Genomic DNA, 26,715 nt, shown 5'->3' with positions numbered 1-26,715 from the left:
ACGGGTGTCGTGGATGCCACAGTGTCGTCCTTGATCGATTGTCGAAGGCGGTTCGCTCGGAACGTCGCCGGTCAGTTGCTCCCGGCCGAGGTGGACGCGGTCTGCAGGGTCTGGACTGCCTGGGCCGGCGTCGCCTTACCCGCCGCCACCGTCGTAGCTGCCACACCGATCGCCGTCTGCAGGTTCGCACTCACCGTGCTGAGTCGCGGCTCGGACGAGGCGGTGGCCTGCTGGGTGAGGGTGGTTAGTGCCGACTTCTGCGTCGTCGGGTCGACGAGCTTGATCGCATCCCAGTTCGCGTTGACGCCCTTGAGCGACGGGATGTCGTTGAGGCCGTCCGCGATCGCCTGCTGTCCGGCCTTCGACGTTCCGAGCCACACGGCGAAGGTGGTCGCGGCCGCTTGTTGCTTCGACTTCGCGTTGACGGCCAGGCCGTAGTCGGAGTCGCCGAACAGCGTCGCCGGGTTCCCCTTGCCCGCGACGTCGGGGAAGCTGATGGGCAGGATCGGGAATTTGACGGGGGTGCCGACGCCCGCCGCCGAGATCGCGGCCGACATGCCGTCCTGAGTGGCGTACTGCATGTACCACGTACCCATCATGACCATCGCGTACTTCTGCGACATGAAGTCATTGCTCGCGTCGGGGTACTGCTGCACACCCAGGGCCCCGTCTTCGAAGATGCCGTCTTTGAACATCGACTTCCAGATGTCGAGCGTCTTGACGAAGACCGGGTCGGTCCACTTCACCTTGCCCTGAGTGGCCTTGGTCCACATGCCGGGCTGGACGCTGTCGGCGATCGACTGGAGGGTGTCCTGGTCGAACGCGACCTGGCCGACGCCCTGCACGAAGCAGCCGACGCCGTGCGACTTGAAGACCGAGCAGACGTTCTTCCAGTCGGCGAGGGTCTTCGGCGGCTGGAGGTCGTACTTCTTGAAGAGGTCGGCGTTGATCCACAGAGATCCGGCGGAGGTCGATCCAGCCGAGACTGCCGCGAGCTTCCCGCTTGACGTGCTCAGTCCCGTGACGTTGGTCGGAGCCAACTTCGATTTCCAGTCGCTGCCGAGCGCCTTCTCGACGGCGGGCTTCAGGTCGATCGCCGAGCCGGCAAACGCGGTCATGTACTGGCCGGGTGAGATGTTGAACACGTCCGGGCCGTTCGACGATGCCAGGGCTGGGCGCAGAGCGGCGTTCCAGCCGTCGATCGTGACCTGCTTGTAGGTCACGTGGATGTTCGGGTACTTCTTGTTGAAGTCGGCGATGTAGGTCTTCGCGTTGTTGGGCTGCGGCGTCCATCCCCACCACGTGATGTTGCCCGAGGTGGCGGACCCGGCGCTGCCCGCCCCGGAGCCGCTGCATCCGGCGAGACCGAGCGCAGCCGCACTCGCTGCGGCGAGGACTGCGGTCAGGCGAACCAGACGCTTCGTCCGTGTACTGCGGAACATGATTTCTCCTCCAGTGTCGACGGCCACAGCTTTGTGACCGTGCCTGGTGCCGCCTGATTGCGTGGCGACACTGCCAGGGAATTGCGGGAACTCAGGTGCATCGCCTTGCGACTAGCGACTGGTTGGCAAGGTACCCGCGCGATAAAAAGCTTGTCAAGAATCTCTTTTTTATGCGAAAGTTTCGTACAAACGCAGCGCAAAACCAATGCCCCCAGCCGGGATCTCATCGGCGTGGGGCGGTCTTCTTTGGCGGGCTATCCCGAAAAGCGCTTCGTGCTGGAGCGCACGATGAGGTCCGTCGCCAATTCGACGCGGACTCGCTCGGGCGCGCTTCCCGTGCTCAGCCGGAGAACGAGGCTAGTTGCCTGCTCTGCCATCTCGACGATCGGTTGTCGAATCGTTGTCATCGGTGGCCCCGCCCACTCAGCGAGGGGCAGATCGTCATAGCCGACGACTGAGAGGTCATCGGGAATGGAGAGCCCCTTAGACCGAGCGGCCTCGTACACCCCCAGGGCCTGGAGGTCGCTGCCCGCGAATATCGCGGTGGGCGGGTTCGGCAGGGACAAGAGCGCCGTCCCGCCCGCGATGCCGTCTTTCTGGAGGAACTCGCCGGGGACGAGGTACTCCGGCCGGAATGGGATAGCGGCCGCCTCGAGTGCGGAGCGATACCCCGAGATTCGCGCCTGCGAACACATCATCTCGGCCGGCCCTGTGATGATGCCGATGTCGCGGTGCCCCAGCTCGATGAGGTGCTGCGTCGCCAGAAGGCCACCCGACCAATTCGCGGAGCCGATCGAGGGCACGTCCGGGGCGGGGCTGCCGGCAGGGTCGAGCACCACGAACGGGATATTCCGTGTGCGGAGCTGCTTCTTCTGTGATGCCGTGAGGTCGGAGCAATTGAGCACCACGCCGATCGGCTTCCGCCGCACGACGTCGGAGATCCAGCGGTCGTCGGGGTGCACCCGGGTGCCGCTCTGCGTGACGATGAGGCCCAGGCCGTTCGCGCGCGCGACGTGCTCGGCACCCTTGATCACCTCGTAGACCCCTGGAGTCTCCATCTCGTAGAAGACCAGCTCAATAAGCGGCCGCTCGGGCTCGGCGGGCATGCGGCGGTTGTAGCCGTGCTCGTGTAGGAGCTCTTCGATGCGGGCGCGAACAGGATCCGAGACACCGCCCTTGCCGTTCAGAACCTTCGACACCGTCGACACTGAGACGGCGGCCTGATCGGCGATCACCGCGAGGGTGACTCGCCCTGTCGTGGGCGTCAGAAGGTCATCCGACATGGCGACACTGTAGTAGCCGCCCGGCCCCCCGCGAGACCGTTGGTCGCGAAAATCGCTCGCTTCCGTGCGAAACGCATTCCGAAGGCTAGGCTCATCATGGAGCGACATATTTCGCGAAAGTTTCTCAAGGAGAATGCAATGCCGCAATCGCCTGCCGCCCCTCGCACCCTCGGCAGCGGCGGCCCCGTCGTGAGCGCCGTGGGCCTCGGCTCCTGGGCCATGGGAGGCCCGCACTGGCGCCGAGGCGAGCCAATCGGATGGGGCGTGGTCGACGACGACGAATCCGTGGCCGCGATCCACGCCGCGCTCGACGCCGGCATTACGTTCTTCGACACGGCCGACGTCTACGGGTGCGGCCACAGCGAGCGGGTGCTCGGCGGCGTGCTCGGCCCGCTCGGCGATCGGGTGGTCGTCGCGACGAAGTTCGGTTACACGTACGACGAGGAAACCCGCGAGTCGCCGGGAACGGACGCGTCGCCCGCGTACATCCGGCAGGCCTGCGAGGCGAGCCTCGGGCGCCTCGGCCGCGACGCCATCGACCTCTACCAGTTCCATCTGGGCCAGCACGAGATCGCCGACGTCGACGACGTCATCGAGACGCTCGAAGAGCTCGTGGCCGAAGGCAAGATCTGCGCCTTCGGCTGGAGCACCGACGACACGGCGCGCGCCGAGTACATCGCGCGGAGCCCGCACTGCGCGGCGATCCAGCAGGCGTTCAACATCCTGAGCGGGAACGCCGCGACCCTCGAGGTCTGCGAGCGGAACGGCCTCGCCAGCATCGTCCGGAGCCCGCTGGGCATGGGGCTGCTGACCGGGTCGATGTCGCGCGAGACGACGTTCTCGGCCATGGACGTCCGCCGCTCCTGGGACTTCGACGGAGAGCAGGGCGACCGGCTCGGCCGTCTGGAGCGGATCCGCGGTGTCCTCACCGAAGACGGGCGGACGCTCGCCCAGGGCGCGCTCGGCTGGCTCCTGGCCCGCAGCCCCGCGTGCATCCCGATCCCCGGCATGCGCACCGTCGCCCAGGTCGTCGACGACGCCGGAGTGCTGGCGGCGGGCGCCCTCTCGCCGACACAGATGGACACGATCGAGAGCCTGCTCTCGGCACCGGCGGCGTAGGCACGCCGCATCACGACGAAGGAGTCACGATGCCTGGAAACCCGCCGGCGAGCACCGGCACGACCGTCACGATCCTGGGTGCAGGAGCCATGGGCTCCGCGCTCGCGACGCCGCTGCGCCAACGAGGGCACTCGGTGCGTCTCTGGGGCACCTGGCTCGACGACGACGTCCTCGATCTCGTCGCCGCCGGTGCCCCGCATCCCCGCACCGACGTGCACGTCGCGGAGGGCACACAGCTGTTCCGCTCGGATGAGCTGGAAGCCGCCCTCACCGGGAGCGACCTCGTCTTCCTGGCGGTCGCCTCGGAGGGCGTCGACGCCGTCGTCCGCCGCGCCGCACCGTGGCTGTCGACGGTCGGCGTGCTCGGGCTGACCAGCAAGGGGTTCTTGGCGGACCCGTCGGGCGCCATCCGACTCCTGCCCGATGCGATCCGACGCCACTTCTCGGAGGCGGAGCTCGCGGCTCCGTCGATCGTCGCCGTGGGAGGCCCGTGCAAGGCCAACGAGGTCGCCGCCGGGGGCCCCACCGCGACCGTCTACGGCTGCAGCGACGTCGACGTCGCGCGATCGGTGGCCGCCCTGATCCAGACCGACTCGTATCACGTCGAGCCGATCGCGGACGATCTCGGGCTGGAGGTCGCGGCGCCACTGAAGAACGTGTTCGCGATCGCGCTCGGATTCGCCGACGGCCTCGCCGACGCCACGTCGCACCCCTGGCACAACCTGAAGTCGGCGATCTTCGCGCAGTCGGTCCGCGAGATGTCGATCGTGGCGCGCGGGATCGGCGGATCGATCGACACCGTCTACGGCCTGGCCGGAACGGGCGATCTCGAGGTGACCGGACTCTCCGGTCGCAACAAGGTCTACGGAAGCCGCATCGGGGCCGGGCAGACCGCCCACGACGCCCTCGAGACGATGGTCGCCGAGAAGCAGACGGTCGAGGGAGTGCCCGCGGCCGGGCTCGCGGTCGCGCTCGCGGCCCAGCTGTTCGACGACGCCGAGTCGCGGCTGCCGCTCCTCCACGCGGTCCACCGCATGATCTCAGGAGCCGGGGATCCCTTGACCGAGCTGAGCGCCGCCGCCCTGCCGCCGGTCGTCGTCGCGGAGGCCCGCCGATGAGCCCGATCGTGCTGGGAGTAGACGCCTCGACGACGGGCGTGAAGGCGGTCGCCTTCGACGCCGACGGGACGGCCGTCGCCAGCAGCCGTGCGCCGCTCGACCGTCGGTCGCCCCATCCGGGCTGGGGCGAGCAGTCGTCGGACGACTGGTGGGACGCGCTCCGGTCGACCGCCCGGGACGTGATGGGACAGCTGAACGCGGCGGGCGCAGGCGTTCCCGTGGCCATCAGCATCGCGCATCAGCGGGAGACGTTCGTGTGTCTCGACGCCGAGGGCCGCGAGATCCGGCCCGCCATGCTGTGGCTCGACACGCGGGCCGGAGGCCAGATCGAGGCGTACGGCACCGACGAGGTCCACGCCCTGTCGGGCAAGCCGCCGAGCACGACCCCGAGCCTCTACAAGATGATCTGGCTGCGCGAGAACGAGCCCGACACGATCGCTCGCACGGCGATGGCCGTCGACGTCCACGGGTATCTGGTGTGGAGGCTGACGGGCGAGTTCGTCACCTCGGCGGCGAGCGCCGACCCCATGTCGCTGGTCGACATGTCGACGTTCGAATGGTCGGACGAGCTGGTCGCGATGACCGGCCTGTCGACCGCGCAGCTGCCCGCGCTGGCCGCACCCGGGAGTGTCATCGGCCGAGTCTCCGACGCCGTTGCCGTGGAGACCGGCCTGCCGGCGGGGCTCCCGGTCGTCGCCGGAGCGGGCGACGGCCAGTCGGCGGGTCTCGGGGCGGGCGTCCTCTCGGCAGACCGGGCATACCTGAGCCTCGGCACGTCGCTGACGCTCGGCGTGCACGGGGACGCGTACCGGACGTCGCGCAGCTACCGGACTCTGTCGTCGCCCCGGGCCGGCAGCTACACCTTCGAGGGGCTGATCGCCTCCGGTGCCCTCTCGCTGGCGTGGTTGCGCGACGCCATCACAGGGCTTCCCGACACGGCCGAGGGCAACGAGGCGCTCTCGCGCATGGCGCACGAGGTGCCGCCCGGAGCCCACGGCCTGCTGTTCCTGCCGTATCTCACGAGTGCCGAGACGCCGTACTGGGACGCCCACGCGCGCGCCGCGTTCGTCGGCCTCGGCGATTACCACGGGGCGGCCGAGATGGCCCGCGCCACCTTCGAGGGGCTCGCCCTCGAGACGCGTCTTCTCCTCGGCCTCATCGAAGCCGACACCGGGGCCTCGCCCACGCACCTGATCGCGATGGGCGGCGCGTCGCGGTCGGAGACGCTCGTCCAGATCTTCGCCGACGTCCTCCAGCGTGAAATCGACCTGGCGTCGGAGGTCGAGACGGTCGCACTGGGCGCGGGCGTCCTCGCGGCGGCGGCGGTGAACCTCGACGGGCAGAGCGACCTCGGCGACATCGCGAACCGGATGACCCACTCGACGAAGACCTTCGTGCCCGATGCGTCGGCCCGAGGCAGCTACGACGACCTGTTCGACGTCTACCGTTCGCTGTATCCCAGCCTCAAGGACGCCTTCGCGTCGCTCGCCCGCTTCCGCGATGACGACTGAACCACGGTGTGGAGGCCCTCGATACCGGGCAGTCGACCGGATCCGGTGCGGCCCCAGCACGACTTCAGCCGATTGTCTGCGCCCCGATCACCGAGAGCAGGCGCAGGCGCTCTCGCTCCGGGAGCCGCCGTGTACACGAGAAGGTACTGCGAGTGTTCCGGGTCGATGAGGGCCTGGCATTCGAGGTCGAGCTAGCCCACCTCGGGGTGCACGAAACGCTTCACGCTCCGCGGCCAGAGCCCGAATTCCTGGCGTGACCAGACGCGACGGAACTCGTCGCTGCGAGTCAGCAACTCGTCGACGATCCGAGCGGCTCGCGACCCGGGCCCGCGCCGCACGGCGACATCCCGCAGGCCCGACACCCGCAGCCGTGACAGGAACGCGTGCTCGCTCTCGGCGTAGGGGCTCCGGCTCGCAGGATCGGTGATCCATCGGTACACGACGCTGCGCTCCTGGCCGGCGAAATGCGCGCAGTCTTCCGTCAGCGCCACCCCGAGCCTGGTCTTCCGCAGGGGCACGCCGAGTTCCGAGAGGATCTCCGCGGGCGTGTCGGCGAGCCGGTCGAGGATCCGGGAGAGGCCGGGCCCGACATGGTCGCTCGGGGGGCGCCGGTGGCCGGTAGCCGGCGAGCACGAGCAGATGATCGCCTCGGGCACGCTGAGGTGGCGCCCCTGCGGGATGGATGCGAGCATCTGCTCCGACGGCTGGGGGCCGCGCCGCGCTCGAGTCGCGCGTAGTGGTCGGGCGACATCTGGCTGAGGGCCGCTACCTCTTCCCGTCGCGTGTCATGGTCGAGCTGGGTCTCACCGCCGCCACTCTCGAAGGCGACGGTGAAGACCTTCCCGGGCAACCTACCGGGTGATGCTGCCGAGGTAAGCCCCGGGTTTTGCATCAGGGAACCACCCCCGACCGTTCAAGAGTCGTCCGTGGGCCAGAAATCGAGAGACCCTCTTACGGGTGCTGGGGCACCTCTGAGTGGTAGGTGACAATCTTTGTGGCGCGGCTCGGAATCGGCCTATCGTGTCCGGAGGCGATTCCCACCCCGCCACGGCAGCGCAGACAGGGCTGGTTGTCGGTAGGGCGCTGCCTTGACCCGAACTTGGCAGCGCCCTCACTTATTTTGAGCGTCTAGCTATCTGAGCGTGGTACAACGATGTTCACGTCGCTTTTGGGTGAAGCGACTTGGGACGTGCATTTCGGGTATGCGCGTGCGGCGGCGGGGACCTCATGGAGGCCCCGCCGCCTTTCTCGTATGTCAGGCGTTGCGCTGGTCACGTCTTCTCGATCAGGACGACTCCGCAGACGACCGCAGAGGGCGGGGCTGACTCCTCCAACCGGCAAATTAGTGAATGCCGCTCGCCGCCCTTGAGGTAGTACTCGTCGAGATCGTCATTGCCACGGCGAGCGACAGTGCAGCCGGTAACGGTGAGGGCAGATGCCATCTCGAGGTCCCGGACGAGTCGCGGCGAGGTCCTCTTGACTGTAGAAACTGTCTGATCTTCGATGTTCAGCCAGGTCGACGTAGGTTTGGACGCCCCCACCTTGGTGTGCGTCAAGGTGGGGGCCCGCCCCCTGCGTGGCCCGAGCCGGGTGGTGAGACCGGCGGGCATAAATTGCGGGAGCATCCCGGGACGCTGACCCCCATCCCCGGGAACACGACCACCATAGGCACACTCCCTCATGGATGGGCCTCTCAGATTCATGACTTGACCCGAAGAGGGGGACATGACCCTCTGTCAGCACACGAGTATCGTCACCTTGACGCTCAGCTGGTTACTTAGCGCCGGGCCGCGTCGAAGCAGTCTCCCTGATCCGAGGCGCCGACGACGCGGCCCATCTCCGCCCGAGCGGCTTACCATGCACGCAGCTACCCGGTCCCGCAGACGCAGGCATGTGCGTGAGGTCGGGCAGCAGGCCCGGCCGCTTCGTCACAATCCGGCCGGGCCACTTCGCACCGTGGATACCGGCAGGACGCCTAGTCGCGAAGAAGACGTAGCGTGGCTCCGTCAGGGACCGGACATCGCTGACGCCGGCCCGGGCTTGTCCTCCGCTAGGCTCCCGGGCCGGCTTTCACGCCGTTACTTTGGTGACAATTGCTGCGCTGGCAATCGCTGCTTCAGGGGCAAGCGAAGGACGAGTGCGCATCGCGACTGCGACACGCCTCACGAGAACCAAGCACGTCTAGCCTGATCGTGCTGGTGTTGGCGTTTTCACCGGCAGGCCCGGAGTGGCGTCAGGTCCAACTCCGGGCCTTCTCTGTGCAACCCAGCTGATCCCCTGGCGTACCGTCCGACTTGCTCGTTGTGATCGCGAGCTGGGCCGAGCCGGATTGGCGGCCCCCGGGAGCGAGACGCGCATCCCCAGCAGCGTCTCGCTCCCACTCCAAAGCCTCGTGAACACGACGCCTCGCATCCGGATTGCGATCCGCGTGAGCGGCGTTCAGGCGCGAACGGCTAAGTTCTACGGACCTCCTGAACGGAGGTAGGGCCGCCATCGTGTGGCGATGCTCCCGGGGAGCGAGGCGCATGCCCCCACGACAGCGCGCCTCGCTCCTGTCGTCAGGGGCCGCGCTTTCCCCTGAGCGTCGCTCGGCCGGACGGATGGGCTCGAACGTGGTTCGCTTTCTCTAGTTCCGCTACCCAGCGGCCTCAAAGAAAGGATCGACATGTCGACCTCCACCACCTCCGGCAGACCGACCACCGTCACCGTCTCATTCATCATCTGGCTCGTCGTCGTCCTGGCAAACATCCTGCAGGGCATCATCAGCCTGGCGAGCAACCACTCGAGCGCCGCGGCCGCCCAAAGTGTCGGGCCGGTCTTCATCGGCGGGGCGGTCTTCGCGTTCATCCTCGCCGTGATCGAGGTCATCATCGTCTTTCGCATGCGCGACGGACGCAACTGGGCCCGCATCGTGCTCCTCGTCCTCGCGATCCTTCAGGTGATCGGCGTCGGCGTCGGCGCGGCCTCCGGCGGCAACGCGTTCGGCTGGATCGGCGGCGTGGCCGTCATCGTCGCCACCATCCTCATGTTCGTCGGCGTCAACGGGTACTTCCGACGCCGCTAACGAGTCGCCCTCTCCACGCACTTGGCCCCCGCCTCACATGAGGCGAGGGCCTTTTGCGTCCCCAGCCGCGTGCGTCACGCCCCCCTTCGGGGGAGTCGTCTACCTCCCCAGCGAGGGTATTGAATGTGCCTCATCGGCATCATCGGGGGGTCGGGATCTTGAGGGGGATTCGCGATGACGCGAATGAGATTCAGGACTGCCGTGATCGCAGTCGCCAGCATCGCTCATCCGGACAGCCTCTCGGGCGGTGACTTCATCAGCAACTGGTGCCGCGCCAGCTGACCGGACCTCGTGACCGCTGTGGACAACGATCGAGAAATGCGAAGGAACCGCCGGTGAGCCGAACAAAGGCGCCCTCGCCTTCGACAGCATCTCGTCGCGATCACGCCGCCTTTACGATCTTGACAGCCGTCGGCTTCGTCGGGGTCCTCATCTCGACCGTGCAGATCTTCGGCCTTAACCTCGACCTCTACACGCAGTGCTCCGATCGGCCGGCGAACAATCAATGCACCGACACGGGCTTCTACGTGAGTGTTGCGCTTCCCCTCATCGGCGGTCTAGCAGCAGTTCTCGCAGGCTTGATCCTGGCCAGCCGAAACTTCCGCAAAGGACGACCGGGAACCTGGTTCTCCGCAGGCGCACTCGTCGTACTGGCCGCTCTCACCGGTGTCTCCGTTCTCATCGTGATTCGAGCCACGGCAACCTGACCGAAACCCTCAGCACCGGGCGATGGACCGATCTTCTGCCGTCTCTCGCAGGGGACTGCTGTCCATTAAGTTGACTCGTCTTGTTACGGGCTTTCACGCCGCGTGAGCGGCCTGTGAGTTGGTTATGTCGAACTCGATCGGGGTGAGCCGGGCGAGTCGGCGTTGCCGTCTTCTGCGGTGATAGGTCCGCTCGATCCAGGTCACGATCGCCAGCCGCAGTTCCCGCCGCGAACGCCACCGCTGCCGGTTCAGAACGTTCTTCTGCAGGAGCGAGAAGAACGACTCCATCGCCGCATTGTCGGCGCAGGCGCCGACCCGGCCCATCGCCCCCGTGATCCCGAATTCCTTCAACTGCTCCACGAACTTCCTGGACTGAAATTGCGAGCCTCTGTCCGAGTGCACCTTCGTCCCGACGGGCTCTCGAAGCGCGACAGCGTTCCGAAGGGCCGCGACGGCCAGCTCGGCGGTCATCCTCGAATCGATCGAGTAGCCCACGATCCGGTTCGAGCAGACTTCCTTGATCGCGCAGAGGTAGAGCTTGCCTTCGTCGGTCCAGTGCTCGGTGATGGTCCGTCCAGTGCTCGGTAATGTCGGTCAGCCACAACTCGTCCAGTCGCGTCGCGGAGAAGTCGCGGAGCACGAGATCATCCATCCTCCCGTGAGAACCGAAATCCCCACCGCGCAGGAGTCAACCGAACCGACAGCAGCCCTTTCGAACGACCTGTGAGGCCAGCCGGACGTCATTGCCCAGCTTGACGATCGGAGCGTGACGGAAGAGATACAGGATGCGCTCGTGTCATGGATCGAGTGCTCCAAGAGCGACCCGAACTTACTCGATCGCGCCTCTTCCACCCGTGCGAACATCGATCGAGGAGGCGCGACCACGAAGGACGCCATCGAGGCGATTCCTCCACCATGAGTAGCGCGACCTTAGGCAGGCCGGCTCTGACACGAACTCGTCAAGTATCGCCGACCACTTTCTGATCCCCCGTGCCTCGAGACACTAAATCTCACGCGTGGAGATGCCTGACCGCCGCGCATTCGAACCAGATTGTCGCGCGCCACGCGGCAAAATTCTGGTGGGAGTCACTCACTTTTTATCGACTAATTGTCGACCGAGACTGGAAAACGACGAATAGGCCCCGCCGAAGCGAAGCCCATCCCAGTAGATACGTGCGCTCGAAGGGACTCGAACCCCCAACCTTCTGATCCGTAGTCAGATGCTCTATCCGTTGAGCTACGAGCGCGCAGGTTGTTGACCGGCCGAATGGCCACGAGAAACCTTACACGAGCTCGGGCCCGGCCGCGAATCGAGGACGAGGCCAGAGACAACGGGCAAGCCTACGAATCCCGCGACCGCACCGTCTCGGTCGGCAGCTCGCCGAAGCGCCGCCGGTACTCGGAGGCGAAGCGCCCGAGGTGGTTGAGCCGCCAGGCCTTCGCGATGCCGCCGACGGGGCTGTCGGGCGAGAACAGGATCTCCTGCCGCACCCGATCGAGCCGGACGTCGCGGAGGTACGACATCGGCGTCGTGCCGAGGTTCCGCTTGAACAGCTGCTGCACCCCGCGGTCGCTCAGCCCTGCCGCGTCGGCGATGTCCGACAGGGTGATCTCGTCGGCGGCGTGGGCCTCGACGAACGAGACGGCGTCGCGCAGACGGCCGGACGCCCCGATCGCGGTGCCGCCCACGCGGACGGGGAACACTTCGAGGACGGCCTCGGCGATCCTGGCGTCCAGCTCTCGACGCTCGTCGGCGGGCAGCGACGGGTCGCCGAAGGTGCCGGCGACCTCCTTCATGAGCGTGCGGAGCGGAGCGAGGCCGGCGATGCGGTCGTCCTGCTGCTCGAAGACGAGTTCGCCGGGCGGGATCTCGATGCCGAGCTCGGCGGCGACCTCCCGGAGGAATCCGTCGCGCACGTGCACGCTGTTGTAGAGGGTGTCTGCCGCCTCGAAGCGGTACGCGGCCGAGGCCGAGCAGATCCAGGCGGCGCCGGGCGTCACCTGGGCGACGCGGTCGCCGAAGTCCATGGTAAGGGTGCCGCGCAGGAGCCAGAACACCACGTGGTCGGGGCGCGCCCCGATGGTGCCGGTGCGGCGGTAGCGGCCGGTGTCGAGGGTGCGCAGCGAGACGTCGTCGTCGCCGATGATCGTGTAGACGAAGTCCGTCGACGAGTCGTCGACCGGGCTGAGGCCGGTGCCGCCGTACTCGCGCTCGAAGACGGTCCGGTACGAGGTGCCCTGGTCGCCCGAGTACCGCACTCGACGGAAGCCGGAGGCGGGAAGTGCGGGTGACACGTGTCGTATCGTCCCACACCCGTCGGCGGCCACCCGCGCGACATCCTGTCTCCGCAGGGTGGGTGCCCCGAAGACCACCCGCAACCACCCGTTCCGCCGCCGCTGTGTCGATCCTGTGGATCGGCTTCACCGATCATTGGCGGGCAGGCTTCGGCCAATCGTCAGGAGCGATGCGATTGGATATGACGGTGAATGCCAGCACCGTGACCGCCCCGACGGCTGTCCGCCGGCAGGTGCCGACCCGCTGGGTTCTCACGAGTGTGGCCAGCGTGATCGCCCTCGGCGGGGTCTACACCGTCGCCGTGCTCACGAAGCCGGGGCAGGAGATCGAGGACTCCATTCTCCGCTCGGTCGACGGCCGCACTCTGCTCGGCCACGGCAAGGCGCTCGACGCGATCTCGATCCCGGCCGTCCTCGTCGTGGTGGGCATCGTGGTCGCCATCGCCTTCCTTCGCCGGCGGCCCGGTGCGGCCGCACAGTCGGGCATCCTCATCGTCGGCGCCATCGCGACCTCGCAGATCATCAAGGCGATCGCGCCGCGCCCCGAGCTCACGTCGCTGACCCTCAGCAACAGCTTCCCCAGCGGGCACGTCACCATCGCCGTCGTCGGCGTGCTCGGCCTCGCCACCGCGTTCGGCCGCCACCTCAAGCCGTTCATCATGCTGGTCGGCACGGTCTTCGCCGCGGTCGTCGCCGAGCAGACCGTCGCCTACGGCTGGCACCGCGTCAGCGACGTCTGCGGCGCCTGCGCGGTCTCGATGCTGTGGCTCGCGATCGTGCGCAGCGGCGCCGCGGTCTGGTCGCGCGACCCCCGCGACACCGTCGGCCGCCGCCGTCACGGCTTCGTGTCGGGCCTCCTCGGCCTCGCGACGGTCGCCACGCTCGCCGCGGCGGGCGCGATCTTCTCGATCGGCATCGGCAGCGACCTCACCGTGTCGATGGCGACGGGGCCCGGGGTGCTCACCGGCGCGAGGCTGCTCTCGGCGGGCGTGGTGCTGGCCACCTCGTGGCTGGCGTGGAAGCTCGACCGCACCATCTGAGCTCCTGCGGCCCGCGGCCAGATCGGCGAGCAGGCGGGCGCAGGATCGGCGACACCCGCCCGGCCCGACCTACCGCGCCTCGAACAGCAGACCGAGCGCGTACGTGACCGCCGCCGCGCCGTACCCGATCGCGAGCTGACGGAGCGCCCCGCGCAGCGGCGAGGTGCCCGACAGCAGGCCGGCGACCGCGCCGGTGCCGACGAGCGCGAGCCCGACGAGCACGGCGGCGACGATCACGGCGACGAGACCCGAGGCCCCGAACAGGATCGGGATCAGCGGCACGACGGCGCCCGACGCGAAGCAGAGGAAGCTCGAGAACGCGGCAGCGAAACCCGAGCCGATCGCCTCGTGCTCGTCGACGGCGGCGGATTCGGCGGCCACGGCGTCGGGGGGCGAGACGAGCGGCGAGGTGAGGAGGGCCTTGGCGTCCTGCACCGGAATCGACCCTGTTCGCACCTGCAGGGCCGCCAGGACCTCGCGGGCGTGCTCGTCGGCCTCGGAGGCCTCCATGCCGCGCGCCCGGTAGACCAGAGCCAGCTCGTTCGCGTCGACGTCGAGGTCGGGCAGCACGGTCTGCGCCTCGGGGTCGGGCGCCGACGCGGCGAGCAGCTCGCGCTGCGAGGTGACGCTGACGTACTCGCCCGCGCCCATCGAGAGAGCCCCGGCGAGAAGGCCCGAGATGCCGGTGAACAGCACGATCGAGTGAGAGACGCCGGTGGCGCTGACGCCCAGGATCAGCGCGAGGTTCGACACGAGACCGTCGTTCGCGCCGAACACCGCCGCGCGGAACGACCCGGAGAGCCGCGACCGGCCGCGTTCGGCGAGCCCTCGGACGACCTCCCCGTGGATCCGCTCGTCGGCCGCCATCGCCTCGGTCGCGTCGGCGTCGGTCGCGTACGGCGAGCGCCCCTCGGCGCTCTGCACGAGCGCCAGCACGAAGATCGACCCGAAGCGGCGGGCGAGCAGGCCCAGGATGCGCGTGCGCAGGTCGGTGCCGACCGGTCGCCCCACGCGGTCGCCCAGCAGGTCGCGCCAGTGCTGCTCGTGACGCCCCTCGGCCTCGGCGAGCGACAGGAGGATCGCCTTCTCTTCGCCGGTGCGGCGACGGGCGAGGTCGCGGTAGACGGCGCCCTCGGCCTTCTCGTCGGCGAGGTAGCGACGCCAGCGACGGAGGTCTTGCTCGGTCGGCTCGCGACGCGGGTCGCTGCGGGCGTCGGCGGGCGGGGTGGCCGTCATGCGTGCTCCTGATCGGTGAGAGACCAGGCTACCAACGGCGGCGCACCCCGTTCGGGGGCCATTGGCCGTTGCGCATTGTGAAAGATCTTGGTGATCCCTCAGGTTGTTGATACGGTGCACCTGATCGTCGAGTTCCCATCGACGGTCGGGGGGCGTCTCCGGAGCCGGTGAGTCGGAACACGCTGCAAAGCGCACTCACCGCAACCCGAAGGACACCCGTGAAGAACATCTCCGCGCGCACCGCGATCGCCGTGCCCGCCGCCCTCTGCCTCGCCCTCGGCGGGGCCCTGTTCACGGCCGGGGCCGCCAACGCGGCGCCGGTGCCGCTGCCGGTGTTCACGGTCACGACGCCGGCGCCCGGCGCCTCGGCTGTGCCGTCGCTGCCGGACACGACCGACGTCGTCGACTTCGCCGGTACCGGCGCGATCACGGGCGACACGCTGGCGGTCAGCTACAACGACGGCGCCGACAGCCCGGTCCTGGCCGCGACGGTCGCGAACTACGCCGTCGCCTCGGGCAACTGGAACGCCGACGTCACCTTCCCCGGCCTCGCCGCGGGTACCAAGCACGTGAGCGCCACGGTCCAGGAGATCAACGCCGACGGCACGACCGTCGACGCCTCGTTCCCCGTCACCTTCGACTTCGCCGTCGCCCCGAGCGCCGGCCTCGCCAAGGTCACGACCGACGTCACCGCCACCACGGTCGACGACGCCAGCGACACCGGCATCGCCGTGTCGGGGACCGGCTTCGCGGCTAACGAGCCGATCACGCTGGTCGTCGGCACGGGAACGAAGGTCGTCACGCCGACCACCGCACCGACCGCGACGGCCGACGCCAACGGCGACTACACCACTCAGCTCGTGCTGCCCGCGGACGCCCCCGGCGGCGACTACTCGGTCTCCGTCGCCGGAACGACGAGCGTCCGGGTCGCGACGGCCGACTTCGCCGTCCTCGGCGACCCCGGCATCACCGCCCCCACCGCCGGCGCGAAGCTGACCGGCAAGTCGGTCACGTTCTCCGGCACGGCCACCCCGGGCTCCGAGGTCCTCGTGATCCTCGACACGACCGCCGACTTCAACTCCCAGCTGGGCGGCTCGACCGCCTCGGCGTCGCGCATGATGAGCGCCGCGAAGGCCGACTCGAACGTCGTCGAGCCGAAGGCCACCGACCCGACCGGCACGTTCCTGCCCGTGGGCGCCAGCGGCACCTGGACGGTCACCGCGAGCGGCCTTCCCGCCGACGACTACACCTTCATCGTGGTGTCGCAGGTCGACGACGGCACCGGCTCGGCCGCCGTCAACGAGAATGGCGACCCGCTGATCACCATCGGCGGCCCGGTCGAGTTCACGCTCGCGGCGCCGGCCGCGGCCATCGTGCCCGCCTCGACGGGCGGCACGCAGACCCTGGCCTTCACCGGCTCGCAGGACGCCGTGCCCGCCACGATCGGCGGCGGCCTGCTGCTGCTCGTCGGTGCCGGCCTCATGGTCGTGGCGCGTCGCCGCCGCGCCCGCTTCGACGCGTAGCGAAGCGAGGACGCAGGCGCGGAGCACGCGCAGTGCGCACCGAGCGTTAGGAACGCGTTAGTTCCACCCGGGCCCCCGTAGGGAAGTCGTCAAGGCTCCCGACGGGGGCCCTTTCGCGCGCCAGGCTCGTGGCCGTGATCGTCTTCAACCTCCTCGCGGCCGCCCTCGGAGTCGCCGCGCTCGTCTATCTCGTGGTCGCGCTCATCAGGCCGGAGAAGTTCTGATGAGCGACACTCTCGCCGGGCTCCTGCAGATCGCGACCCTGGCCCTCGTGCTCGTCGTCGTGCACCGTCCTCTCGGCGCGTACATGGCGTGGATGTTCCGTTCCGCGCGCGACTGGGCCCCCGAGCGGTGGTTCTACCGCCTCGTCGGGGTCGACGCGTCGAGCGAGCAGACGTGGCGCGCCTACCTCCGGGCCGTCCTCGTCTTCTCGGCCGTCGGCGTCGTCTTCGTCTTCGGTCTGCAGGAGCTCCAGGCCGTGCTGCCGTACTCGCTCGGCCTGCCCCGCGTGCCCTCCGCCCTCGCGTTCAACACGGCGGCGTCGTTCGTCACCAACACGAACTGGCAGTCGTACAGCCCTGAGACCACCCTCGGCTACAGTGTCCAGCTCGCCGGGCTCGTCGTGCAGAACTTCGTCTCGGCCGCCGTCGGCCTCGCCGTCGCGATCGCGCTGGTGCGGGGCATCGCCCGCGTGAAGACCGGCACGCTCGGCAACTTCTGGGTCGATCTGACCCGCGGGGTCTCTCGGCTCCTGCTGCCCCTGTCTCTCGTGGCCGCCGTGGTGCTGGTCGTGTCGGGCGTGATCCAGAACGTCGACGGATTCACGCACGTGACCACGCTCACCGGCGGTTCGGCCACGATCCCCGGCGGGCCGGTCGCGTCGCAGGAGGCGATCAAAGAGCTCGGCAACAACGGCGGCGGCTTCTTCAACGCCAACTCGGCGCACCCGTTCGAGAACCCGAACGCCTTCACCAACCTGTTCGAGATCGTCCTCATGCTGGCGATCCCGTTCTCGCTGCCGCGCACGTTCGGCCTGATGGTCGGCGATCGGCGCCAGGGGCACGCGATCCTGGCCGTGATGGGCACGCTCTTCGCCGCGTCGCTCGCGCTCATGACCTGGTTCGAGCTGTCGGGCGCCGGAACGGCGACGAGGCTCGCGGGCGGGGCGATGGAGGGCAAAGAGCAGCGCTTCGGCATCTGGTCGTCGACGCTGTTCGCGACGACCACCACCACGACCTCGACCGGCGCCGTCGACGCCGCCCACGACTCGCTCACCCCGCTCGGCGGCATGATGGCGCTGATCAACATGATGCTCGGCGAGATCGCGCCGGGCGGCATCGGCGCCGGCCTCTACGGGCTGCTGGTGCTGGCGATCATCACGGTCTTCATCGCCGGGCTGCTCGTGGGGCGGACGCCGGAGTACCTCGGCAAGAAGATCCGGGCGCGGGAAATCACGCTCTCGTCGATCTACATCCTGGTCACGCCGACGCTGGCCCTCGCCGGCACCGCGCTGAGCTTCGCGCTTCCGGGCGTCCGCACCAGCGTCGAGAAGACGAGCATCTTCAACCCCGGCATCCACGGCTTCACCGAGGTGCTCTACGCCTTCACCTCCGCCGCCAACAACAACGGGTCGGCGTTCGGCGGACTCACCGCGAACACCCCGTGGATGAACCTGTCACTCGCGGTGGTCATGCTCCTCGGCCGCTTCGTGCCGATCGCGCTCGTGCTCGCCCTGGCCGGCTCCATGGCTTCGCAGGAGCGGGTGCCCGCCACCGCCGGGACCCTCCCGACCCACGGCACGCAGTTCGTCCTCCTGCTGCTGGGCGTCTCGCTCATCGTCACCGCACTCACCTACTTCCCCGTGCTCGCACTGGGGCCGCTCGCCGAAGGGCTCAAGTAATGTCCACCACCGTCACCGACACCAGGGCGCAGGATCCCGAAGCCTCCTCGCCCGCACGCCGCGCGTTCACCGCCGCCCAGCTCGTGGAGGCCCTCCCGGGCGCCCTGCGCAAGCTCTCCCCCCGCTCGATGTGGCGGAACCCGGTCATGTTCATCGTCGAGGTCGGCGCCGCCTACGCGACCGTGCTCGCGATCGCCGCGCCGCTGATTTCTTCGGACAGCAGGGGCGGCGGCGGGTCGTCGGGCGGCTCGGCCGTGCCGGGCTCGTTCACCTGGGCGATCGCGATCTGGCTGTGGCTGACCGTCGTGTTCGCCAACCTCGCGGAGGCCGTCGCGGAGGGGCGCGGCAAGGCGCAGGCCGAGAGCCTCCGGAAGACGCGGACGTCGACCTCGGCGTCGCGCGTCCGCCGGTACGCCGGGTCCGGGGATCCTGCGGCCCTCTCGACCCCCGTCGAGACCGTCTCGTCGGCCGAGCTGCGGCTGGGCGACACCGTCGTGGTGACCGCGGGCGAGCTGATCCCCGGCGACGGCGACATCGTGTGGGGCATCGCCTCGGTCGACGAGTCGGCGATCACGGGCGAGTCGGCCCCGGTGATCCGCGAGTCGGGCGGCGACCGGTCGGCGGTCACAGGCGGCACCCGCGTGCTCTCGGACCGCATCGTCGTCGCCATCACGTCGAAGCCCGGCGAGACGTTCGTCGACCGCATGATCGCGCTGGTCGAGGGCGCGGCCCGGCAGAAGACGCCGAACGAGATCGCGCTGAACATCCTGCTCGCGTCGCTGTCGATCGTCTTCGTCGTGGTCGTGCTGATCATCGACCCGGTGGCGGCCTACTCGAACGCGGCCGTGTCGGTGCCGGTGCTCATCGCCCTGCTCGTGTGCCTGATCCCGACGACGATCGGCGCGCTGCTCAGCGCGATCGGCATCGCCGGCATGGACCGCCTGGTGCAGCGGAACGTGCTCGCGATGTCGGGTCGCGCGGTCGAGGCGGCCGGCGACGTGACGACGCTCCTGCTCGACAAGACCGGGACCATCACCTACGGCAACCGGCAGGCCGCGTCATTCGAGGCGCTGAGCGGCGTCGACGAGGCGTCGCTGATCGAGGCGGCCGCGCTGTCGTCGCTCGCCGACGCGACGCCCGAGGGCAAGTCGATCGTCGACCTCGCCGTGCGGCGCGACTTCACAGTCCCGTCGACGAGCGTCGGCGAGATCGTGCCGTTCACGGCCCAGACGCGCATGAGCGGCGTCGACTTCCCCGACGGCGGCACCGTCCGCAAGGGCGCCGCCGGAGCCGTGATCGCCTGGGTGGAGTCGGTGCGACCGCTCACGGGGCAGGAGCGCGACGAACTCGATCGCGCGGTGACGTCGATCTCGAACAGCGGTGGCACGCCCCTCGTCGTCGCGACGTCGTCGCCCGTGGCGGGCCCGCGGATCCTGGGCGTCGTCCACCTCAAGGACGTCGTGAAGACCGGCCTGCGCGACCGATTCGCCGAGCTGCGCGCGATGGGCATCCGCACGGTGATGATCACGGGAGACAACCCGCTCACCGCGCGGGCGATCGCGGCGGAGGCGGGCGTCGACGACTTCCTGGCCGAGGCCACCCCGGAGGACAAGCTGGCGCTGATCCGGCGGGAGCAGGAGGGCGGCTCGCTCGTCGCCATGACCGGCGACGGCACGAACGACGCGCCGGCCCTCGCTCAGGCCGACGTCGGCGTGGCGATGAATACCGGCACCTCGGCGGCGAAGGAGGCCGGCAACATGGTCGACCTCGACTCCGACCCGACCAAGCTCATCGACATCGTCAGGATCGGCAAGCAGCTGCTCATCACCCGCGGCGCGCTCACCACGTTCTCGATCGCGAACGACGTGGCGAAGTACTTCGCCATCATCCCGGCGATGTTCGCGGGCATCTTCCCCGGCCTCGGGCTGCTCAACATCATGCAGCTGCACTCGCCCGCCTCGGCGATCCTGTCGGCGGTCGTCTTCAACGCGCTGGTCATCGTCGCGCTCATCCCGCTGGCTCTGCGGGGCGTGCGGTACCGCGCCGCGTCGGCCTCGTCGATCCTGACCCGCAACCTGCTCGTCTACGGGCTCGGCGGCATCGTCGCTCCGTTCGCGGGCATCAAGCTCATCGACCTCGTCGTCAGCCTCATCCCCGGATTCTGAGGAGTCTCATGAACACCCGCTCCCTCGCCCGCCAGTGGTGGGTCGCCCTCCGCGCCATGCTCGTCTTCACCGTCGTGCTCGGCGTCGCCTACACCGCGCTCGTCACCGGCATCGCCGAGGTGATCGCCCCGGCCCAGGCGCACGGCTCGACCGTGTCGGCCGACGGCCGCGTCGTCGGCTCCTCGCTGATCGGCCAGGCCTTCACCTCGAAGTCGGGCAAGCCGCTGCCCCAGTGGTTCCAGTCGAGGCCCTCGGCCGCAGGATCAGGGGGCGGCTACGACGCCTCCGCCTCCTCGGCCAGCAACCTCGGCCCCTCGAATGCCGACCTGATCGCCGCCGTGAAGGCCCGCCGCGCGGCCGTCGCCGCCGCCGACGGGATCTCGCCGGCGGCCGTGCCGGTCGACGCCCTCACGGCCTCGGGTTCGGGCCTCGACCCCGACATCAGCCCCGCGTACGCCCTCGACCAGGTCGCCCGGATCGCCCGGGTGAGGGCGCTCTCCGAGGCGGTTGTCCACAGATTGGTGGAGAGCCGCATCGAGGGCCGCGAGGCCGGATACCTTGGTGAGCGCACGGTCAACGTGCTCGAGCTGAACATCGCGCTCGCCCAACTGTCGTCGAAGGAGTAGTGCCGTGTCGTCAGGAGAGGTGTCGTGAGGCGGGGCCGCCTGCGCGTCCTCCTCGGCGCCGCTCCCGGCGTCGGCAAGACGTACGCGATGCTCGAGGAGGGGGCGCGGCTGCGCGCCGAGGGCCGCGACGTCGTCGTCGCCCTCGTCGAGACGCACGGTCGCGCCGCCACGGCGGCCCTCGTCGACGGCCTCGAGGTCGTCCCCCGTGCGTCGTCGCGGCACCGCGGCGTCGTGCTCGACGAGATGGACGTCGACGCGGTCCTCGCGCGGCATCCCGATGTCGCTCTCGTCGACGAGCTCGCCCACACGAACGCACCCGGCTCCGCGCGCGAGAAGCGCTGGCAAGACGTGGCCGCGCTTCTCGACGCCGGCATCGACGTCGTGTCGACGGTGAACGTCCAGCACATCGAGTCGCTGAGCGACGTCGTCACCGCCATCACGGGCGCACCGCAGCGCGAGACGGTGCCCGACGCGGTCCTGCGCGAGGCCTCGCAGATCGAGGTGATCGACCTCGCCCCGCAGGCGCTGCGCGACCGACTCGCCGAGGGCAACGTCTACCCCGCCGAACGGATCGACGCCGCGCTGTCCAATTACTTCCGGCTCGGCAACCTCACTGCCCTGCGCGAGCTCGCCCTCCTCTGGCTCGCCGACGAGGTCGAGTCGGCCCTCAAGGCCTACCGCGCCGAGCACGGCATCGACTCCACCTGGGAGGCCCGCGAGCGGGTCGTCGTGGCCCTGACCGGCGGCCCCGAGGGCGAGACGCTGATCCGGCGCGGCGCACGGATCGCGGCGCGCTCGGCGGGCGGCGAGCTGATCGTGGTGCACGTGAGCCGGCAGGACGGCCTGGCCGACGCGAATCCCGGGGCCCTCGCCGAGCAGCGCACGCTGGCCGAGAGGCTCGGGGGCACGTACCACCAGATCCTGGGCGACGACGTTCCGCGCACCCTCGTCGAGTTCGCCCGCGCGCAGAACGCGACCCAGCTCGTGATCGGCGTCAGCCGGCGCGGTCGTCTGGCCGCCGCGCTCACCGGGCCGGGCATCGGCGCGACGGTGATCCGCGAGTCGGGGGCGATCGACGTCCACATCGTCACGCACTCGTCGGCGGGCGGGGCCTTCGCGCTGCCGCGGCTCGGCGGCTCGCTCTCGCTGCCGCGCCGCCTCGTCGGAATGGCCCTCGCGCTCGTCCTCGGCCCGCTCGTCACCTGGCTGCTCGCGTCGTTCCGCTCGGCCGACACGCTCACCTCGGACGTGCTCGCCCTGCAGCTGCTCGTGGTCGTCGTCGCGCTCGTCGGCGGCATCTGGCCGGCCCTGTTCGCCGCGGTGCTCTCTGGGCTCACCCTCGACTACTTCTTCGTGCAGCCCCTGCACAGCATCACGATCGCGAAGCCGCTGCACCTGCTCGCCCTCGGCCTGTACGTCGCGAACGCCCTGCTCGTCAGCTACGTCGTCGACCAGGCCGCCCGGAGGTCGCGAGCCGCCGCGCGGGCGTTCGCCGAGTCCGAGCTGCTCGCGACGATCGCGGGCGGCGTGCTGCGCGGGCAGAGCGCGCTCGACGCCCTGCTCACGCGCACCCGCGAGGCGTTCGGACTGACCGGCGTCAGGGTGCTCAGCGAGGGCGTCGAGGTCGCCTCGAGCGCGGTGGTGCCGCCGGCTCGTCAGGGTGCAGGATCCGATCGCCGCACGGCCCCCGCCTCCCGCGACGAGATCGTCACCGTCCCCGCCGGCGATCACGGCGTGCTCGAACTCCGCGGGCCCCAGATCGCGCTCTCCGACCGCCGCCTCTTCACCGTCGTCGCGGCGCAGGTCGACGCCGCCCTGGAGCACAGCGCCCTGGCGCGCGAGGCGTCCGAGGTGGCACCGCTCGCCGCCGCCGACCAGCTGCGCACGGCCCTGCTCGCCGCGGTCGGCCACGACCTCCGCCGACCGCTCGCCGCCGCCACCGCCGCGGTGTCGGGTCTCCGTTCGCCCGGCGTCGAGTGGACGCCCGCCGATCGCGACGAGCTCCTCGCCACCGCGCAGGAGAGCCTCGAGTCGCTGGCCGTGCTCGTCACCGACCTCCTCGACGTCAGCCGCGTGCAGGCGGGCGTGCTCGCGGTCTCGCTCGGGCAGGTCGACGTCGACGACGTCGTCCTCGGGTCGCTCGACGAACTGGGCCTCGGGCCCGACGACGTCGAGCTCCGCCTCGACGAGGTGCCTCCGGTGCTCGCCGACGCCGTGCTGCTGCAGAGGGTCGTCGTCAACCTGCTCGACAACGCGCTGCGGCACGAGCCGGGTCGGGGCCGAGCCGACGGCGAGTCCGACGGGGCGCCGACGCGGGTCATCGTGTCGGCGAGCGCGTTCGACGACCGCGTCGAGCTCCGCATCGCCGATCACGGGCCCGGCATCGAAGCGGAGCGGCGCGACGAGGTGTTCCGTCCGTTCCAGCGTCTCGGCGACACCGACAACACGACCGGCCTGGGTCTCGGGCTGGCGCTGTCGAAGGGGTTCGCCGAGGGCATGGGCGCGACGCTCGAGGCCGACGACACTCCGGGCGGAGGGCTGACGATGGTCGTGGCGCTTCCCGCTGCTCCTGCGCCCGCTGGCCCGGGCTCGACCGAGCGGCACGACTCGACCGAACGACACGACGCGACCGAGGAGGTAGCCCGATGAAGATCCTCATCGCCGACGACGACCCCCAGATCCTGCGTGCGCTGCGGGTGACGCTGGGCGCGCAGGGCTACGACGTCATCACGGCGGCCGACGGCGCGGCGGCGCTGTCGCAGGCGATCGCGCACCACCCCGACGTGATCATGCTCGACCTCGGCATGCCGAAGCTCGACGGGGTCGGCGTGATCGAGGGCCTGCGCGGCTGGTCGCAGGTGCCGATCCTCGTCGTCTCGGGTCGTACCGGCGCCGGCGACAAGGTCGACGCCCTCGACGCGGGAGCCGACGACTACGTGACGAAGCCGTTCTCGATGGACGAACTCCTCGCCCGGATCCGCGCGCTGACCCGGCGCGTCGTCGCGTCACCCGATCAGCCGACCACGTCGTTCGGCGACACCGTCGTCGACTTCTCGGCGCGCACCGTCACCTCGCCCGGCGGGCCGGTGCGGCTGACGCCCACCGAGTGGCGCCTGCTCGAGCTGCTCGTCCAGAACCCCGACAAGCTCATCACCCGCGAAGCCATGCTGCAGCAGGTGTGGGGGCCGAACCACTCCCGCGACACCGGCTACCTGCGGCTCTACATGGCGCAGCTGCGCAAGAAGCTCGAGCCCGTGCCGGCTCAGCCGAGGTACCTCGTGACGGCGCAGGGCATGGGGTACCGGTTCGTGCCGTAGCTCCTGCGCCCCTCGTCCCGCGAGGGTCGACGAGAGACGGCGGCGGGCGTGTAGGCAGAAATGCCGCCTGTCGCGACGCTCCGCATCGGGGTACGGTCGATGCGCAGGGGGTACAGATCATGGCCGAGTTCCGCGTCACACCGGAGGCTCTCGAGCACGCCGGCGCGCAGTTCTCGACGAGCCTCGCCGCCTTCGACGAGAAGGTGCAGGTGGCGAACCGCGCCGTCGCCGGGCTGATCGGCGGCGACTGGTCGGGTCGCGCGGCCGACGGCTACGGGCAGGGCTGGGCCGAGGTCGTCGAGGGCATCGCCGAGGTTCGGCAGGCCCTGGCGGGCATGGCGGCGCTGCTGCCGCAGGCGGCGGCGCTCTACCGCACCACCGACGACTCCGTGGCGCGCGACGCCGAGACCGGCTCGAGTGCGTTCGGCCCATCGACCGCAGGGGGCGAGTGATGGCAGGCTACGAGGTCGACCTCGACCGGTTGGCGGCGGTGCAGCGCGACGTGCAGGCGCTGGTCGAGCACTGCGCGCTCCTGCGCTCTGAGATCGACGCCACGGCACGAGCGCTGACCGAGACCGACTGGACGGGCGACGCGTCGGCCACGTTCGCCGAGCTGCAGCAGCAGTGGGCCGCAGGAGCAGCGACCATCCACGCCGGACTCGACGTCATGGCCGCCAACGCGTCGACCGGCCACGCCAACTACTCCGCCGTGCAGGCGGCGAACGCACGGCTGTGGGGAGTGTGACGATGGCGAAGGTCAAGGTCACCCCGTCGGCGTACTCCGAGGTCTCCGCCACCCTCGACGGGGCCGTGCGCGCCCTGAGCACCCACGTGCACGAGGCGTCGTCGTCGCTCGCGGGCACCGGGTCGATGTCGGGCACCGACATCCACGGCCGCACCTGGGGCGCCGACTACGACCGCGGCGCCACCCAGCTCTTCCGCGCGCTCACCTCACTCTCGGGCGCGATCGCGCGGGTGTCGGCCGCTGTGCAGATCACGGGCGAGAACCACGCAGGAGCCGAGGCCGCGTCGTCCGGCTCCGGGGCAGTGCCGCGCTCGGGCCCGACCACCTTCGGCGACACGTTCTCCGCTCCCCCGTCGGCCATCGGCGGCGACGGCAAGGCGAAGCCCGAGGGCTGGGAGCTGGTCGCCAGCGTGATCGAGTCGGTGTGGCCGACGGCCGACGTGTTCCGCATGGGGCAGGCCGCCGCCGCCTGGTCGTCGCTCGGCGACGGGCTCCGGGCGGTCCGTTCGCAGCACGTCTCGGGGGCCTCCGCGCCCCTGGACGGCATGACCTCGTCGGAGCTCCCGGGCCTCCGCGGCACGGTCAAGCAGCTGGCGGCGCAGCTCACGAAGCTCGCCGAGTTCTGCGACTCGATGCAGTCGTTCCTCACGACGATGATCGCGACCGACGTGGCGGCGTGGGCGGCGACCACGGCGATCCTGGTCTCTCTCGTCGCCGCCGTCGCCGCGACCAGTGCCGCCGGGCTCGGCCTGACGGTCTTCACGTTCGGGATCTCGGACGCCGTCGCGGCCGGGGCCGACGCGGGCGAGGTCGCCACGGCGAGCGCCGCGGTCGTCGCCGAAGGGCTCACCGTCGAGGCGGCGGTCGGCGCCGCCACCGGCACCGTCGAGACCGTGGTGATCGAGGCCAGCGAAGAGCTCATCGCCGAGATCGAGTCGATCTTCGAGACAATGGTGATCGAGGACCCCGAGCTCGTGCAGATCGGGGCGCTGCCGTGGATCGCGGGCGGTGCCGCGGCGGTCGGCGGTCTCACGGCGATCGCGCCGCCGACTGCGCCGAGCCTTGCTCCGGGCAAGGGCTCGAAGGTGCCGCGCAACGATCCCACGCGGATCCCGTACGCGTTGCCGAGTGGTGCGGAAGACAAGGCCGAGGGTAAGTGGATCACCCAGAAGCAGCCGCGCAAGGACGACAAGACGCTTGTGCTGTACTACAACCCGAAGTGGAAGCCGTTCCAGATTGCGCAGGCTTCCAAGAAGGCCCGCCAATTGAACGCCATCGCCGCGACCGGCCAGCTCGTCGCAACCGTGCCGCCTCCGCGGGTGAACGCCGTTCCCATCTACAACGCAGACCACGGTCTGCCGCTTTCGACACCACACCCTGGACAAGACGTGGACCACATCCACGAGCTCCAACTCGGTGGCAACCCGATCGACCCCACGAACCTCCAGCTCTTGGACAGCTCGGTCAATCGCAGCATCGGAGCTCAGATCGCGGCCCAGATCAAGCGTGACGCGGCCATCGATCCCACTAAGCCCTACACGCGAGTGATCATCATCGACCCTCCGCTCGGTGTAGCGGTTCCACCGGGCGACAAACCGGCTCCTCAATAGGAGGCAGGATGGAC

Annotated in this window: 21 protein-coding genes, 1 tRNA gene and 1 pseudogene; 16 read left to right on the top strand and 7 right to left on the bottom strand. The window is 69.7% G+C overall.

Translation table 11 applies throughout. The annotated features are described in order from the left end of the window. Window positions 1-71 precede the first annotated feature (71 nt). Window positions 72-1,442 (bottom strand): ABC transporter substrate-binding protein, encoded by a 1,371-nt coding sequence (locus C8E83_RS17725; protein WP_121371403.1) that lies wholly within the window; start codon window positions 1,440-1,442, stop codon window positions 72-74. 254 nt (window positions 1,443-1,696) lie between these two features. Beyond that, entirely contained in the window at window positions 1,697-2,725 is a 1,029-nt protein-coding gene (locus tag C8E83_RS17720) for a LacI family DNA-binding transcriptional regulator (protein WP_121371990.1), read from the bottom strand. 138 nt (window positions 2,726-2,863) lie between these two features. Here C8E83_RS17720 and C8E83_RS17715 point away from each other — a divergent pair, with 138 nt between their 5' ends. The 3 genes from C8E83_RS17715 to C8E83_RS17705 are packed head-to-tail and all read left to right on the top strand — an operon-like array spanning window position 2,864 to window position 6,473. Beyond that, window positions 2,864-3,844 (top strand): aldo/keto reductase, encoded by a 981-nt coding sequence (locus C8E83_RS17715; protein ID WP_121371402.1) that lies wholly within the window; start codon window positions 2,864-2,866, stop codon window positions 3,842-3,844. 29 nt (window positions 3,845-3,873) lie between these two features. Beyond that, window positions 3,874-4,962 carry an NAD(P)H-dependent glycerol-3-phosphate dehydrogenase gene (locus C8E83_RS17710; protein WP_121371401.1) on the top strand — a complete coding sequence of 363 codons (1,089 nt, stop codon included), beginning with the start codon at window positions 3,874-3,876 and terminating at the stop codon, window positions 4,960-4,962. Next, on the top strand, window positions 4,959-6,473 hold the full coding sequence (locus tag C8E83_RS17705; protein WP_121371400.1) for a xylulokinase: 1,515 nt from the start codon (window positions 4,959-4,961) through the stop codon (window positions 6,471-6,473). Before C8E83_RS17710 ends, C8E83_RS17705 begins: the two co-directional genes overlap by 4 nt. A gap of 191 nt (window positions 6,474-6,664) precedes the next feature. Here C8E83_RS17705 and C8E83_RS19970 read toward each other — a convergent pair whose 3' ends face one another. Continuing rightward, window positions 6,665-7,165 carry an MmyB family transcriptional regulator gene (locus C8E83_RS19970; RefSeq protein ID WP_245981803.1) on the bottom strand — a complete coding sequence of 167 codons (501 nt, stop codon included), beginning with the start codon at window positions 7,163-7,165 and terminating at the stop codon, window positions 6,665-6,667. A gap of 1,973 nt (window positions 7,166-9,138) precedes the next feature. Here C8E83_RS19970 and C8E83_RS17695 point away from each other — a divergent pair. Together C8E83_RS17695 and C8E83_RS17690 are read left to right on the top strand one after the other, a co-directional pair. After that, a complete protein-coding gene (locus tag C8E83_RS17695) occupies window positions 9,139-9,537 on the top strand; it encodes a hypothetical protein (protein WP_121371399.1) in 399 nt (132 codons plus the stop codon). 335 nt (window positions 9,538-9,872) lie between these two features. Continuing rightward, complete coding sequence (locus C8E83_RS17690) at window positions 9,873-10,244, top strand: hypothetical protein (RefSeq protein ID WP_147430237.1); 372 nt, start codon at window positions 9,873-9,875, stop codon at window positions 10,242-10,244. A gap of 93 nt (window positions 10,245-10,337) precedes the next feature. Here the strand turns inward: C8E83_RS17690 and C8E83_RS17685 are convergent. The 3 genes and pseudogenes from C8E83_RS17685 to C8E83_RS17675 all read right to left on the bottom strand — a co-directional run. Further along, window positions 10,338-10,893, bottom strand: a pseudogene (locus tag C8E83_RS17685) (IS3 family transposase); the annotation flags it as partial. A gap of 525 nt (window positions 10,894-11,418) precedes the next feature. After that, window positions 11,419-11,491 (bottom strand) — tRNA-Arg (locus tag C8E83_RS17680). A 94-nt stretch (window positions 11,492-11,585) separates the two neighbouring features. Next, on the bottom strand, window positions 11,586-12,539 hold the full coding sequence (locus C8E83_RS17675; protein ID WP_121371397.1) for a helix-turn-helix transcriptional regulator: 954 nt from the start codon (window positions 12,537-12,539) through the stop codon (window positions 11,586-11,588). 188 nt (window positions 12,540-12,727) lie between these two features. On the opposite strand from C8E83_RS17675, the gene C8E83_RS17670 reads away from it, so the two are divergent. After that, on the top strand, window positions 12,728-13,579 hold the full coding sequence (locus tag C8E83_RS17670) for a phosphatase PAP2 family protein (RefSeq protein WP_170159998.1): 852 nt from the start codon (window positions 12,728-12,730) through the stop codon (window positions 13,577-13,579). A 69-nt stretch (window positions 13,580-13,648) separates the two neighbouring features. Here the strand turns inward: C8E83_RS17670 and C8E83_RS17665 are convergent, their stop codons facing one another. Further along, a complete protein-coding gene (locus C8E83_RS17665; protein WP_121371395.1) occupies window positions 13,649-14,815 on the bottom strand; it encodes a VIT1/CCC1 transporter family protein in 1,167 nt (388 codons plus the stop codon). A gap of 218 nt (window positions 14,816-15,033) precedes the next feature. On the opposite strand from C8E83_RS17665, the gene C8E83_RS17660 reads away from it, so the two are divergent. From C8E83_RS17660 to C8E83_RS17615, 10 genes are all read left to right on the top strand, one after another. Further along, the gene (locus tag C8E83_RS17660) at window positions 15,034-16,338 is read left to right on the top strand and encodes a hypothetical protein (protein ID WP_121371394.1); all 1,305 of its coding nucleotides are present in this window, start codon (window positions 15,034-15,036) and stop codon (window positions 16,336-16,338) included. A gap of 134 nt (window positions 16,339-16,472) precedes the next feature. Beyond that, a complete protein-coding gene (kdpF, locus tag C8E83_RS17655; protein ID WP_121371989.1) occupies window positions 16,473-16,562 on the top strand; it encodes a K(+)-transporting ATPase subunit F in 90 nt (29 codons plus the stop codon). Continuing rightward, window positions 16,562-18,238 (top strand): potassium-transporting ATPase subunit KdpA, encoded by a 1,677-nt coding sequence (kdpA, locus tag C8E83_RS17650; protein WP_121371393.1) that lies wholly within the window; start codon window positions 16,562-16,564, stop codon window positions 18,236-18,238. The genes kdpF and kdpA overlap by 1 nt, the downstream gene beginning before the upstream one ends. Beyond that, window positions 18,238-20,403 carry a potassium-transporting ATPase subunit KdpB gene (kdpB, locus tag C8E83_RS17645; RefSeq protein WP_121371392.1) on the top strand — a complete coding sequence of 722 codons (2,166 nt, stop codon included), beginning with the start codon at window positions 18,238-18,240 and terminating at the stop codon, window positions 20,401-20,403. The genes kdpA and kdpB overlap by 1 nt, the downstream gene beginning before the upstream one ends. Before the next feature lie 8 nt (window positions 20,404-20,411). After that, window positions 20,412-21,029 carry a potassium-transporting ATPase subunit KdpC gene (gene kdpC, locus C8E83_RS17640; RefSeq protein WP_121371391.1) on the top strand — a complete coding sequence of 206 codons (618 nt, stop codon included), beginning with the start codon at window positions 20,412-20,414 and terminating at the stop codon, window positions 21,027-21,029. A gap of 24 nt (window positions 21,030-21,053) precedes the next feature. Then, window positions 21,054-23,678 carry a DUF4118 domain-containing protein gene (locus tag C8E83_RS17635; protein WP_121371390.1) on the top strand — a complete coding sequence of 875 codons (2,625 nt, stop codon included), beginning with the start codon at window positions 21,054-21,056 and terminating at the stop codon, window positions 23,676-23,678. Next, on the top strand, window positions 23,675-24,346 hold the full coding sequence (locus tag C8E83_RS17630) for a response regulator (RefSeq protein WP_121371389.1): 672 nt from the start codon (window positions 23,675-23,677) through the stop codon (window positions 24,344-24,346). Before C8E83_RS17635 ends, C8E83_RS17630 begins: the two co-directional genes overlap by 4 nt. A 119-nt stretch (window positions 24,347-24,465) precedes the next feature. Then, complete coding sequence (locus C8E83_RS17625; protein ID WP_121371388.1) at window positions 24,466-24,798, top strand: WXG100 family type VII secretion target; 333 nt, start codon at window positions 24,466-24,468, stop codon at window positions 24,796-24,798. Continuing rightward, window positions 24,798-25,091: a WXG100 family type VII secretion target gene (locus tag C8E83_RS17620; RefSeq protein ID WP_121371387.1), complete on the top strand. Its 294-nt coding sequence runs from the start codon at window positions 24,798-24,800 to the stop codon at window positions 25,089-25,091. The genes C8E83_RS17625 and C8E83_RS17620 overlap by 1 nt, the downstream gene beginning before the upstream one ends. Before the next feature lie 2 nt (window positions 25,092-25,093). Then, entirely contained in the window at window positions 25,094-26,701 is a 1,608-nt protein-coding gene (locus C8E83_RS17615) for a hypothetical protein (RefSeq protein WP_121371386.1), read from the top strand. Window positions 26,702-26,715: the final 14 nt, after the last annotated feature.

Origin of the sequence: Frondihabitans australicus (genome assembly GCF_003634555.1) — a bacterium.
In the GTDB taxonomy this organism is placed as follows: Bacteria; Actinomycetota; Actinomycetes; order Actinomycetales; family Microbacteriaceae; genus Frondihabitans; species Frondihabitans australicus.
The sequence above is the reverse complement of the archived record's forward strand: the minus strand, read 5'-3'. Positions and strand labels throughout refer to the sequence as shown.